The organism is Agathobacter ruminis, assembly GCF_002735305.1.
GTDB lineage: Bacteria > Bacillota > Clostridia > Lachnospirales > Lachnospiraceae > Roseburia > Roseburia ruminis.
Genome location: NZ_PDYG01000064.1, coordinates 22,650 through 36,844, shown reverse-complemented (window position 1 = coordinate 36,844; position 14,195 = coordinate 22,650). Strand labels below are relative to the sequence as shown.

10 protein-coding genes are annotated in these 14,195 nt (G+C 45.5%); 9 read left to right on the top strand and 1 reads right to left on the bottom strand.

Annotation, left to right across the window (positions count from 1 at the left end; genetic code table 11):
* Positions 1-56 precede the first annotated feature (56 nt).
* The 9 genes from CSX02_RS08465 (at position 57) to CSX02_RS08425 (ending at position 12,273) form a co-directional block, all read left to right on the top strand.
* On the top strand, positions 57-1,046 hold the full coding sequence (locus CSX02_RS08465) for a LacI family DNA-binding transcriptional regulator (protein ID WP_031544704.1): 990 nt from the start codon (positions 57-59) through the stop codon (positions 1,044-1,046).
* A gap of 200 nt (positions 1,047-1,246) precedes the next feature.
* Positions 1,247-2,557, top strand: a complete 1,311-nt coding sequence (locus CSX02_RS08460; protein WP_099386343.1) for an extracellular solute-binding protein — start codon at positions 1,247-1,249, stop codon at positions 2,555-2,557.
* 138 nt (positions 2,558-2,695) lie between these two features.
* Positions 2,696-4,126: a carbohydrate ABC transporter permease gene (locus CSX02_RS08455; RefSeq protein ID WP_099386342.1), complete on the top strand. Its 1,431-nt coding sequence runs from the start codon at positions 2,696-2,698 to the stop codon at positions 4,124-4,126.
* A complete protein-coding gene (locus CSX02_RS08450) occupies positions 4,126-4,974 on the top strand; it encodes a sugar ABC transporter permease (RefSeq protein ID WP_099386341.1) in 849 nt (282 codons plus the stop codon). The genes CSX02_RS08455 and CSX02_RS08450 overlap by 1 nt, the downstream gene beginning before the upstream one ends.
* Positions 4,975-5,049: 75 nt before the next feature.
* Entirely contained in the window at positions 5,050-6,900 is a 1,851-nt protein-coding gene (locus CSX02_RS08445; RefSeq protein ID WP_099386340.1) for a hypothetical protein, read from the top strand.
* Positions 6,873-7,094, top strand: a complete 222-nt coding sequence (locus CSX02_RS08440) for a hypothetical protein (protein ID WP_031544712.1) — start codon at positions 6,873-6,875, stop codon at positions 7,092-7,094. Before CSX02_RS08445 ends, CSX02_RS08440 begins: the two co-directional genes overlap by 28 nt.
* 63 nt (positions 7,095-7,157) lie before the next feature.
* Positions 7,158-8,261: a glycoside hydrolase family 53 protein gene (locus CSX02_RS08435; RefSeq protein ID WP_031544714.1), complete on the top strand. Its 1,104-nt coding sequence runs from the start codon at positions 7,158-7,160 to the stop codon at positions 8,259-8,261.
* A gap of 42 nt (positions 8,262-8,303) precedes the next feature.
* A complete protein-coding gene (locus CSX02_RS08430; protein WP_189281452.1) occupies positions 8,304-10,265 on the top strand; it encodes a glycosyl hydrolase 53 family protein in 1,962 nt (653 codons plus the stop codon).
* A gap of 1 nt (position 10,266) precedes the next feature.
* Positions 10,267-12,273, top strand: a complete 2,007-nt coding sequence (locus tag CSX02_RS08425) for a beta-galactosidase (RefSeq protein ID WP_099386363.1) — start codon at positions 10,267-10,269, stop codon at positions 12,271-12,273.
* A gap of 769 nt (positions 12,274-13,042) precedes the next feature.
* Here the strand turns inward: CSX02_RS08425 and CSX02_RS08420 are convergent.
* A complete protein-coding gene (locus tag CSX02_RS08420; protein WP_099386338.1) occupies positions 13,043-14,155 on the bottom strand; it encodes a hypothetical protein in 1,113 nt (370 codons plus the stop codon).
* Between the last annotated feature and the right edge of the window lie 40 nt (positions 14,156-14,195).

The following is a 14,195-nucleotide window of genomic DNA, read 5'->3' as shown; positions in this document are numbered from 1 at the left end:
CAAAAATTATGATTTCGAATGCTAACGAGGATTCGAATCCAGGAGAAGAAACGAGTATGAACTACACGATTGATGCGATTGCGAAGGAATTGGGGCTGAGCAAAACAACTGTATCCCGCGCAATCTCAGGAAAAGGACGAATCAGTGAGTCTACAAGACAGCGGGTGGCGGATTTTATCAAAGAAATCAACTATATGCCGAGTGCGGTTGCGCGCAGCCTTGCAGCAAGCAAGACTTTTAACATCGGATTGATTTTTCCGCAGGACTCGACTCTGGATGAAATGCCGTATTTCCAGGATGTCATGGTAGGAGTGTGCGAAGCTGCGATGGACCATGACTATGATGTGCTCAATATTCTGGCGGACAATAACGACATTCACTCACTGGATCGTGCAATCACAAACAAAAAAATCGACGGACTGATTGTCAGCCGTTGTATCAAGGACTCACGCGTAATTGAGTATCTCAAGGACAAAGAATTGCCGTATGTTGTCCTGGGAAATCCGCTGGAAGAAGGGATTCTTTATGTGGACAATGACAACAAAACAGCAGCACGCCGCATGATGGAGGCTTTGATAGACCAGCACATGAAAAAGTTTGCGCTGATCGGAGGCAATGAGAGCTTTTTTGTTACGCAAAGCCGACTGGAAGGTTATTTGGAAGGGCTGAATAAGCGTGGCATTGATGTAAATGAAAATCTGATTTTCCTGAATGCACACAGGGGAGAACGGCTGAAATCCATTGTATCCACCATCCTGGAGAACGAAGTGGACTGCATAGTATGCATGGATGATGTGCTTTGCAACAACACGCTGCTGTTTTTGCAGACTTCCGGTGTGAGTGTTCCGAAGGATGTCAAGCTGGTGAGCTACTATGATTCCAAGCTGTTGCTCAATCACACTCCGTCCATCACCAGTTTATATTTTGATTCCAAGTATCTCGGTGCACAGGGAGTGGACGTTTTGATGCGCAAAATCGATGGCAAAGTTGCGCAAAGTCGCATATTGACCGATTTTAATTTACAAATGAGAGAGAGCACCCGTTAAAAAGTACTAGACAAGGTGCACAAATTTACCCTGAAACTATTGTCTATTTTGATTTATTGACTAAAAATGGTTCTCGGGGTATTATTATGTCATAGAACAACCGGTTGCGCAATTTTACTCGATGACCAAGGACAACACAGCGCAACCGTTGCATTGTTCATCTTATGTCACAACATATTATTTAGTGGAGGGAAAAGGACATGAAAAAGAAACTTGTTTCTGCGCTTCTTGTTGCTGCAATGGCTACATCACTTGTTGCCTGCGGTGGAAAAGAAGACACAAACTCACAAGCCGGAAAGAACGAAGGAAAGGACACTCAGAGTGAGGTTTCCAAGGACGACGCTTTAAAGGCTTTGATTGAGGCAACAAAAGATCCTGTTGATCTGACTGTATGGTGCTCTGAGCAGGAGAACTGGCAGACTGAAATGAAGAAGATCACCGAAGACTTCAAGGCTTTGTATCCGGATGTAACATTCAACTTTAACATCGGTGCTGAGTCAGAAGCAAACGCAAAGGATGACTTGTTAAAGGATCCTGAAGCAGGCGGAGATGTTTTCGTATTTGCAGATGACCAGATTACAGAGCTTGCAAAGGCTAAGATTTTGCAGGAAGTAACCACAACCTATACTTATGATATGGCTGAAAACTATGAAGAGGATGCTATGAATGCAGCTTCTGTAGATGGAAAGCAGTATGCTTATCCATTAACCACAAACGGATACTTCTTATTCTATAACAAGGATTTCGTTTCTGAAGAGCAGGCTGGTTCATGGGAAGGACTTCTCGAAGCTGCTAAGGCTTGCGACGGCGTAATCGGTATGGATATGGGTAACGCTTGGTATGTATACGGATGGTTCGCAGGTGCAGGACTTACCTGTACATTCGCAGATGACGGTGTAAACAATGTCTGCGACTGGAACTCAACCACCAACACCCCTACCGGTGCTGCAGTTGGTAAGTACATCATGGACTTATCTGCAAATCCTGAATTCCAGAGCATTGGCGATGGAGACAGCCGTACATTAAAGATCACTGTTGATGGAAAAGAAAAGAACATCATCGGATATGTAGACGGACTCTGGGCAGCAAACGATTACACAAAGGCAATCGGCGACAAGCTCGGCGCTGCTAAGCTTCCTACATTCAACATCGATGGTAAAGACTACCAGATGGGTGGCTTCAAGGGCTACAAGATGGTTGGTGTAAATGCTTACTCTAAGAATCCTGGATGGGCTATGATCTTCGCTGAATACTTAACATCTGCTAAGACTCAGGCTGAAATCTATGAGACACTTGGTGAAGGACCTGCAAACAAGAATACCGCTTCTGTTGCAAATTCTCCTGCAATTGCCGGATCCATGGCACAGCTTCCATACTCTGATTTCCAGAGAGTTGGCGGAAACTTCTGGACTCCGGGCGCATCTCTTGGAACTACTCTTTATGAAGGAACCAAGGATATTCAGAAAGCGCTTGATGATGCTGTAACCGGTATTACAACTCCGGCACAGTAAAAGTCATCAACAATTAAGAAGGCTAGTTTATGCAAATGTAACCCATGTGCTGTTGGGGCGCGTGGGTTACATTTTTACAAGTGAAAAAACTTACAAGAAATACATTGATACTAATAACAACTCTGAGAGGAGTTCTCTATGAAGAAATTTTTCAAAGGAATCGGTCAATACTTTGCAAATTTCGGCACAGCCGTTGCAAAGGGCGACTTATGGACAAGATTATCCCTGGTCATTATGGGTATGGGATATTTTGGCAGAAAACAGATTGTCAAGGGAATCCTGATGACCTTGATTGAGATTGGCTTCTTTATGTTTACATTCCAATTCTCGCTTACCTATCTTGCAAAGCTTGGAACACTGGGAACCGTACAAAGAGAAGAAGTATTTGATCCATTAACTCTGACAAAAACAGTGAATGATTACGATAATTCCCTTTTGATTTTGCTTTGCAGCATCATCGGAATTTTATTTATTGTAGCATTTATTCTTTTATATATATCTAACATGAAGACTGTTTATCGTCTTCAGCAAATGAAGGAGGAAGGCAAACATATCAATACCTTCCGTGAAGATTGTCGCCAGATGATCAACAACAAATTCTATATCACTTTGCTCACCCTTCCTAGTCTGGGTGTCATAATCATCAATGTGATTCCGATTTTGTTCATGGTCTGCGTGGCTTTCACCAACTATGATGCAGCACATATGCCTCCATCAAACCTGTTTACCTGGGTTGGATTAAAGAACTGGGGCACCTTGTTCTCGTTCAACCGTAATTCCGGATTCGGATATGCATTTATCCGCATTCTTGGATGGACACTGGTATGGGCAGCATTTGCCACATTTACCACATACATCGGCGGTATTTTACTTGCCAAATTCATCAACAATAACAATACCAAATGCAAAAAGCTTTGGCGTTCACTCTTTGTAGTGACTATTGCGATTCCACAGTTTGTAACTTTGCTTTTGGTCAGCAAGATGTTTGGAACTTACGGTATTGTAAACGGATTCTGTAGCCGCATTGGTCTGACTTCTTTCTTAAAAGATATTGGACTGCTCAGCGGAAGTTTAAATTATATTCCGTTCCTTTCCAAGCCGGGTTGGGCGCATGTGATGGTAATCCTGATCAACATTTGGATTGGTGTACCATATCAGATGCTGATTGCAACCGGTATTTTGATGAATATTCCAAACGATCAGCTTGAGAGTGCGCGTATCGACGGTGCAACCAATTTCCAGATTTTCTGGAAAATCACCATGCCGTATATGCTTTTCGTAACCGGACCGAGTCTGATTACTTCCTTTATTGGTAATATCAACAACTTCAATGTAATCTTCCTGTTGACGGGCGATTATGTCACGACCAACCCGATGTATGCAATGGCCAATGCGTCGGAGACAGACCTTTTGATTACATGGCTGTTTAAGATTACAACCAACTCGACAACGAAGCAGTATTACATGGCTTCAGTAATCGGTATTGTCGTATTTGTGATTTGTGCAGGTTTGACATTAGTTACCTTCTCAAGAATGACAAAGGGCGATAGAGAGGAGGTTTACCAGTAATGAAAGTGAAAAAAACAATCAAACAAATTATTCGTCATCTGGTGCTGGCCGCACTTGCATTATTCTGGTTGATTCCGATTATCTGGCTGTTTGTGACCGCACTTGGAGCAGAAAAAGGAATCAATACCAACCATTTCTTCCCAGAGAAATGGTCACTGGACAACTTTGCACAGTTGTTCTTCCGCCCGGATACCGTAGCAAACTTCCCGGCGTGGTTTAAGAATTCATTTATTATCGGATGCGCATGCTGTGTCATCTCGTCCGTATTTGTATTGATGGTTGCATATGCATTCAGCTGCATGCGTTTCAAAGGCAGAAAAGCGTTGATGAACTTTTCGATTATCATCGGAATGTTCCCAGGCGTTTTGTCTATGCTTGCAATCTACTTTGTAATGAAATTGCTGGGATTAAACGACAGTCTGATCGGACTGATTGTAGTTTATTCCGCAGGTTCGGGACTTGGATATCTGATTTGTAAAGGATTCTTTGATACGATTCCGGTTTCACTTCGTGAAGCGGCAAAAATCGAGGGAGCTTCCGAACTGACTACTTTTGTAAGAATTGTCATTCCGCTTTCAAAGCCGATGATTGTTTATACCGTTATCAACTCCTTCATGGCTCCATGGATGGATTTCGTAATGGCACGTATCATGATCAACAGCAAGGAACCGGCCAACTGGACCGTGTCCATCGGATTGTACAATATTTTGCAAAGAACCCTGATTGGAGATTACTTCGCAGTATTCTGCGCCGGCGGTCTGATTGTAGCAGTTCCGCTTTCTATCCTGTTCGTGATTATGCAGAAGTTCTATGTCGAAGGAATTACCGGTGGTGCTGTTAAAGGCTAGTCTTTTGAGGAGAGGACTGCTTTTAATATAGATGTAACCCAAAAACAACATGAAAAAACTAACGAGGAAACAAAAATGGACAAGTTTGTAGTGAACATCATCCATCGCCCGGAGATGGTGCCGGAATATTCCGCCACCGTCACGGGTCATGGAAAAGAAGAGGACATCGGGGATAAGGCTCTTTTGACCGAATCACTCGATATCTTCAAGACGCAGCAGGAATGCGCGCACAAGAATGGTCTGAAGACCACCATTCAAATGACTTATGCTTCATTGTTCAATGAGGAAGCGGTACAGCTTGCAAAGGAACATCACGAGAAATACGGTGATGAAATTGCATTGACTTTGTTGGGACTGCCTTGTGAACAATTCCGTGAAAAGTATAAGACAAAGGACTTCTGTATCTGGATGTTCTCCATGGAGGACAAGATGGCAATCGTCGATGATGTATTTGCCAAATTCCATGATATTTTCGGATTCTATCCGGAATCGACCGGTTCGTATTATATGGATGCGGAACTGATCAATTATATCAAGGACAAGTATCCTTCCGTAAAATGTGCGGTTGCAACCTGTTGGGAAGAAGGCCCGAAGGCGTACCACACCTGTAACAACAGCTGGTACACGTTCATGGATGGCGGCCCATGGGCACCATGGATTCCATCCAAGCAGAATACCCATGCGCCGGCGGCCAATGCGGCGGAAGACAGTGGAATTGTCGCAATTCCACATCTGTCCCGCGACCTGATTGCCTGCTATGACGGCAATGGTTCCAACTTTGGCACGCATCCGCAAAACGTATTGCGCGGTATGATTTATGACAGCAAGACCTGGGAATTTCCTTATCTTTACAATCTGATCGACCAATACCGCTATCTTGCGAAATTCAACAATGGTTATGCCTACAATATGATGTTTGTGGGACCTGGCTGGATGAACAAGATGGGAAGATGGGAAGCTCCGTACGAACTGCTGTTAAAGTCATACGAAGAAGGATGCGCTTATTACGGACAGCTGAAAAAAGAAGGAAAGCTGGCCGATATGACTATGGCTGAGTTCGCGGACTATTACCGCAGCAAGAAGGGCGTTGACGATGGCAATTACAACGAGCCGGAATGTGCACTGTGGCGTGATATTCTCTACGGTTCCCAGAAGCAGTTGTTCTGGTATGCCGATCCGTATATGCGCGTATGCGTGAATATGGATCAGGGTGGCGCAATCGTGGACTTGCGCCCATATGTGGCAAAGCTGAACTGGCCTGTCGGAATCGGAACCAAACATATTCAGGATGCTTCCTATCCATTTTTGATACAGGAGAAATATCGTGCCGGATATTTCACCCATTATGCCGGCGAAGGAACCGTTCGTTCTGCCAAGATTTGTCATAACGGGGAAGAAGTGGATCTTTGTCTGTGCAGAACAAAGGCACATTTCTCTCAGGAAGGAAAGAACCGTATCCTGACCCTGGATCCTGTGGAGATCGAATTCAGAGACTGCAATGTTACCATTCAAAGTGTGATTACATTTGAAGAGGGCAGCAGTAAGATTCGCATTGACCGCAATATCCTTTCGGTGTCGGATCCGGATGCAGAGATTACCATCAACGAATATATGGTAGGCTGCTATGGTACGACAGAATATACCGAAGACATGAGTTCCCTGTCGCTTTCGCTGACAGGAAGCAATCCGACTACGATTCCATATGAATACAAGTGTCGTGAGGCATGCCTTGCAGACGCAGACAGCGCAAGCTGTACGCTTCCACCGATTGAAACAAAAGTATCCATGGAATGCGACGGTCGCGACAAATGCGGTTATATCAAAGAAGGCTATGCTTTTAGCCCGATGTTTACAATTGGATATACAGGATCTTTAAAGGACAAGGAGGTATTTACGACATGGCTCAATCTGGAAAAGGCAAATTAAACTACCGTTGTCCTGCCTGTTTTAAACGTGATTTGGACATCGATATGTTTTATGACAAAGAAAAGAAACAATATTATTGCATCCGCTGTCAGTTCTTTGGGACAGAAGAGGAAGTGCTCGCAGAGAATGAGACAGTGCGCAGCAAATATAAGGATTATTTAAAGCGTTATACCAGTTTTGAAGATTTTGATTAAGCGCATAAAATAACGATAATGGCAGGCAAAGAGCCTGCCATTATGACTATATGGAGGACTAATATGGATTTTATCAAAGGAATGGACCTGTCTACTTTGGCCGAGGTAGAACAGTGTGGCGGCGTCTTTCGTGATCACGGAAATGCTGCGGATGCTATGACGATTTTGCAATCATATGGGATGAATTATCTGCGGCTTCGCCTGTGGAATCATCCGTATGATGATCAGGGAAAGAGCTTTGGAGCCGGAACCTGTGATATCGATGTGGTAACCGGTCTGGCAAAACGGGCAAAAGCACTCGGAATCAAGTGGTGTCTGGATCTTCACTATTCGGACTTCTGGACCGATCCGGGGAAACAGCGCGTGCCACGCGCATGGAAGGGGATGACAGCTGCACAGCTTGCCGATGCAGTCTATGATTTCACGAAGGATTCCCTGCAACATTTAAAAGATGCTGACGCGCTTCCTTCAATGGTGGCGGTCGGCAATGAAATTACCAATGGCTTGCTCTGGCCGCTGGGACAAAAGCCGAACTGGGACAATATCGTCCTGTTTCTGAACGCGGGAATTCGTGCGGTGCGCGAGTTTGATCCGTCCATTTCCGTGATGCTGCATCTGGATGCCGGCGGAAACAATGAGATGTATCGCGACTGGTTTGATCATTATTTTGCACATCATGGTGCAGACTTTGATTATATGGGACTGAGCTATTATCCGTTCTGGCATGGAACGATGGAAGATTTGCGTGCCAATATGAATGACATGGCGCACAGATATCATAAGGATATGATTGTCGCGGAAGTGTCGACCGGTTTTACACTCGAAGATTATAAAGATTACGAAAAACTGCCGGATGAGAAGAGAAAAGGAATGGCGACGAAACCGGAGCTGGCTGCCAAAGTGCCTTACGAGATGAGTCCGGAGGGACAGAGCAAATTCATGCAGGATTTGATGGAACTGCTCAAAGGAATCGACGAAGGCCGTGGAAAAGGCTTCATGTATTGGGAACCGGCGTGGATTCCGGTGCCGGGAAGCGAATGGGCGAGTCCGGAAGCGATTGCTTATATGCAGGAAAAAGGCCCGGGCGGAAACGAATGGGCCAACCAGGCGTTGTTTGATTATGATGGAAATGCATTACCGGCACTTGCGGTGATTCGTGATTTTTAAGATAAGGGTGTTTTTACAATGAGAAAAAGGAAATTAATCATAATGATGATATCGACACTTGCGTTGTCTGCAACAGGATGCGCAAAGACAAAGGAGGCGAAGGCGCCTTATCGTCCGACGATGCCAACTGAAATGGAAGCATCTGAGATTTATGTTGAAAAGATAGACGGTTTGTCCGAAGATTTTATCCGCGGAATGGATGTGTCGAGCATTTTGAGTGAGGAAGCAGCCGGCGTAAAATATTATGACGCGGATGGCAAAGAGCAGGATGTCTTTCGAATTCTCGCAGATTCCGGTGTGAATTATGCGCGTATCCGCGTCTGGAATGATCCGTTTGACAAGGATGGAAACGGATACGGCGGTGGCAATTGCGATGCAAAAAGTGCAGCAAAACTGGGCGCACGCGCAGCGGAGTACGGCATGAAGACCTGTGTGGATTTTCATTATTCCGATTTCTGGGCAGATCCGGCCAAACAGATGGTGCCAAAGGCATGGGCGGATATGAACCTGGAGAAGAAAAAGGAAGCGTTAACCGCATATACCGGTGAGAGTCTGAAGACCATCTACGAGTCCGGAACCGACATCGGCATGGTCCAGATCGGCAATGAAATCAACTACGGACTGGCCGGAGAGAGTGATTTTGACAACGAGTTGGAATTGCTCGATGCTGCTTCAAAGGCGGTGCGCGCATTTGCAAAAGAGCATTCGCTTGACATCCAAATCGTGGTTCATTTCACCGAAGTGGACAATGCCTCTGCGACAAAGGAGCGCGCAGCGCGTTTGAAAGATGCGGGAATCGATTATGATATTTTTGGCATTTCATATTATACCTACTGGCATGGGACCTATGAGAATATGATTCAGACACTGCGTGATATTGAGGATACTTACCGGGTGAAGACCTGTATCATGGAGACCTCTTATCTTTATACGGGAGCGGATGCGGATGGAAGTGCAAACAGTATTTCAGAGGCGGATGCACTGCCGAATTATCCGGCAACCGTGCAGGGACAGGCCAACAATCTGCGCGATGTCATGGCTGCTGCACAGTCTGCACATGCGCTTGGCGTTTTCTATTGGGAAGGTTGCTGGATCGGTGCCTTTTCCGATTATCAAAGCAACAAGGACAGCTATGAGAAATATGGCTGTGGATGGGCATCGTCCTATGCGGGCGCATATGATCCGAAAGATGCAGGTGCTTATTATGGCGGATGCTCATGGGACAATCAGGCACTTTTTGATGCCGAAGGCAAAAAGCTTCCTTCGCTGGATGTATTTCGTTTTGTTTATCACGGCGCAAAGGGCGGAGCACTCGAAGTCCTTGCAGTGCCGGATCTGGAAATCGAAATAGCAAAGGGATCCTCCTGGGAGGCTCCGCAAAAAGTGGATGCAGTTTATAATGATACGTCTATCAGCGAGCAGGCAGAGGTGACATGGAATCAGGAGGAACTCAATGCGGTTGATAGAAATCGTGCGGGTGTTTATACGGTATCCGGCAAAGCGGCCGGCTATGAAATGAAGATGACCGTCAGAGTCCTGAGTGAGAATCTGCTGGTCAACGGCAACTTTGATGATGCGGATGCTTCGATGTGGCAGGTGACTTCGCAAAACGGGGAGAATCCGACGGATATTCAGACGAAAGAATCCGATGCACACAGCGGAGAAAATGCATTCCACTGGTGGAGTGCATCGGCAATGAATTATGAAATGTATCAGGACGTAACAATAGACGCGGATGGTGTTTACAGTGCAAATGCCTTTATTCAGGGCGGAGATGTCGGCGATGATGCGGTCATCTATCTGTTTGTACAGGTAACTTCACCGGACAAAACGGTGACGGAATATAAGTCGGACGCTGTCCGGCTGAACGGCTGGGTGAACTGGCAGAATCCGGTCATCGGTGAGATTCAGGCGACAGCCGGATCAAAGATTCGCGTCGGTATGCATGTGGAATGTGCCGCCAACGGATGGGGCACAATGGATGATTTTGAATTGGTGCAATAATATGAAAGAATTATTATATGGAGCGGCATATTATGATGAATATATGCCATATGATCGCGTAGAACAGGACATGGCCATGATGGAGAAGGCCGGCATGAATGTGATTCGTATTGCGGAATCCACATGGAGCACATGGGAAAAGCGCGAGGGAGAATTTGATTTTACGTCTCTGCATCGGATGCTCGATGCGGCCAAGCGTCATCATATTTCTGTCATTGTCGGCACGCCGACCTATGCGATTCCAAGCTGGCTGGCGGACAAAGCGGATGACATACTTGCGCTTACGCACAGCGGACCGGGGATTTACGGCCACCGCCAGAATATGGATATCACGAATCCGATTTATCTGCAGTATGCAGAGCGTATGATTCGCAAATTGATGGAAGAAGTGTGCGACGAGCCACATGTTATCGGATTTCAGCTGGACAATGAAACAAAGGCTTATGATACCTGCGGACCGCGAGCGCAGGAGATGTTTGTCGAATCACTCAAACAAAAATATCCGGATCTGGATGCGTTTAATCATGCATTCGGTCTGGATTACTGGAGCAATCGTGTGGATGACTGGGCACATTTTCCGGATATCAGAGGAACCATCAATGGTTCACTTGCCGCGGAATATGCTGCATTTTCGCGTGGACTGGTAACTGATTTTCTGAAGTGGCAGGCTGCAATTGTTGCGGAATATAAGCGACCGGATCAGTTTATCACACAGAACTTTGATTATGACTGGGATGCACGTCGCGGGGGACTGGGACTGCAACCGGAGGTGGATCAGTTTGCGGCAGCGGAAGCTGTGACAATCGCGGGCTGTGATATTTATCATCCGAATGCGCAGGATCTGACCGGTGCGGAGATTACCGTGCTGGGCAATATCTCGCGAGGACTCAAATCAGACAACTATTTGGTACTCGAGACAGAAGCACAGGGCAATCTGGGATGGCTCCCGTATCCGGGACAGCTGCGACTCTGTGCATATTCGCATGTCGCAAATGGAGCCAATATGGTCGAATACTGGCATTGGCATTCGATTCATAATGCAATCGAAAGCTATTGGAAGGGTGTGTTGTCGCATGATCTGCAGGAGAATGAAACCTACAGAGAATGCGCAATCGTCGGAAATGAATGGAAGCGCATCGGGCAGCATTTGGTGAATCTGAAAAAGGACAATCGCGTGGCAATCGTGGCAGACAGCCGCTCCAATACCGGTCTGATTCAATTCCCGATGGATACGGAGGATACACATGGATATAATCGTGTGCTGCGCTGGCTTGCAGATGCACTTTATCGCCTGAATATTGAATTTGATGTCATACCGGCGCAGGCTGAATATTTGAGCCGCTATGAGATCGTCCTTCTTCCGGCGCTCTACAGTGCAAAGGAAGAATATCTTCAGGCTCTGTCCGATTATGTGAAAGACGGTGGCCATTTGATTGCAACCTTCAAAAGCGCATTTGCAAATGAGCAGATTAAAATCTATGCGGATCGTCAGCCGCATATCCTGCATGAGGCACTGGGCATCCACTACGATCAGTTTACTTTCCCGAAGAATGTGGAAGTGGCTTTTCATGAAAAGTCCGGCGCTGCACGGGAGTGGATGGAAATGGTATTTGCCGACACGGCAGAAGTGTGGAGCCGTTATACCCATCCGGTTTGGAACCGTTATGCAGCAGTAACATACAATGAGTTTGGCAAAGGCAGTGCCATGTATCTGGCAGCCATGTTTGAGGATGAAGTGCTCGAGGAAGTGCTGTCTGCATTCCTGCATGAAATCAATTTTGCAGAGCCGCACAAAATCAGTTTTTCGAATGTGCGCTATCCATTGGTTGTCAAACAGGGCGTGAATGCGGCCAGTGAACAGATTGTCTATGTCATGAATTTCTCGGATGAGGAACAGACACTTGCGATCCCGGTGGAGGCCAAAGAACTGTTGCAGAATCAAACTATTGCATCCGGAGAACAGATTTCGATTCAGCCGTGGGATTTAAAAATCTTGCGGATTTGTTAGTGATAATTGCGATTTTGTGGAATATGCGATACAATATTTGCGTATATACGGGTGGATTCTTGGAATGTTTCTAATTCCCCCTTGAAGCATTCTTTAGAATAGAAAAAACGAGTTTCCTGCATCGTGCAGAAACTCGTTTTTTGTGTGCTTTGTTGATTGTAAAATTGTTACCATTCATAGTCTGTTTTATGATAAATATCCTCAGCCCATAGACCCGGTATCCCCTTCACTTTGCAAGAATATTTTGGTTTTCATATATGCAAAAGCTCGCATCCTGATTACCATATGTCTTTTGAATGCCTGTACAATTTTGAAAAAAGTTTTATGGTTGGCGGACACCCAAAACTTTCGTATATGTACTTCTCATCTAAAGGATACCCGGGTGAATTGGAGTGCGCCCTAGTGAAATAAAAATGAGTTTTGATGTTTATAGGCATGCGCCGCCACGGATGGCGGTGCAAATGCGATTGCAACACGACGTTGCGTAATGCATGATGCTTATAAACACAAAACTCATTTTGTCATTTCACTTGGCAAACGGAGTCTGAACCCGGGTATCCCTTAGACTGAGGAGTACATAATATCAATAAATTAAGTGTCCGCCACTTCATAAACCTTTTTTCAAAATAGTTCATTCATCAAAAGACACATGAGTGATGCTCACCTTTTACATATTGAAAACCTAAAATATTCGCAAAATCGTGAAGGGCTTACCGGGTTTATGGGCTGAGGATATTAGGCAATACAGACGGTGAATGGTAACATAAAATTAATGAATGGCAACCGTCTTGCGATAGGTGCCCCCATTGGAATCATAAAAGATAAACAGCAGCCGTGTGATTTCATCTTTTGTGACCGCATAGGTTGGAGGATCTTCCGGCTTTTCTGCATTGACGGCAGCAGTGATGGTGCTGTTGCTGATATCATAGGTCATGATATATCCGTCTGTCGTCTTGAGGCGTACCATGGTAGAAACGCGGTCAAGGTCCTCGAGCGGTTTCTCGAGCTTATATTCAAGTGCAAACTGTTGCTCCATGGTGTCTACAGGCTCGGTCTCAAATTCGGCATCTTCGGTCTGTGTTTCTGTTTCCGGTTCAGGGCCGGCTTCCGGTTCATCCGTATCGGCTTCGGCAGCCTGTTTCTTTTCATATTCCTCGAGCAGATTATAGGTATATACTTCCGTGCCGTTCACGGATACCACATACGAAATCTCTTCAAATGAAAACAGCTGTGCACCGTCAACCTTGATGTTTAAGTTGGATTTTTCGGAGAGCAGTCCCTCTTTGCTGATACTTTGTTCTGTCTCGCCGGTACAGGTGATATAATCATGTCCTTTGATGTCGATGCCATGATAATATTTGATGATTTCGGTAGTGCGCTTGGTTCCGTCCGTGAAAAGAACCGTGACATTTCCCTCATAACTTTCGTTGATCGGAAGTGTCGCTGTCGTGTGGTAGGTAAATCCGTCTTTGTCCATGCGATATTCCTTGGTACCGAAATAGACGCTGGTCTCAGTGGATTCCGTGAATTCCTTTGGCACGATTGTCACATCTACCGTATAGGTTTTGGTCTCAAAATTAATGGACTTCAGCTTAATTTGATAATCTTCCACAAGTGAAGTCTCTTCTTCCAATTGGGCAGTGATATTGGTTCCTAAATTATCCAGATTGGAATTGATGACACTGACCGTATCCTGCATATAAGTCATCTGTGCAGACAGCTTTCGCAGCTCTACATCCGTTAAGACCAGTGCGGCTCCCAATATTCCCACGATTACCGAAAGAACCACCACAGCAATAATCAGATTGCGCGTGACGCGGCTCATTTTTTTTCGTTCGCCCTTTCGGCGCAGGCGAATTTTTTTCTCTTTTATCTCGCTCATGTTGTCATTTTATCACATTTTGTTGTATTAAAAAAGCGCA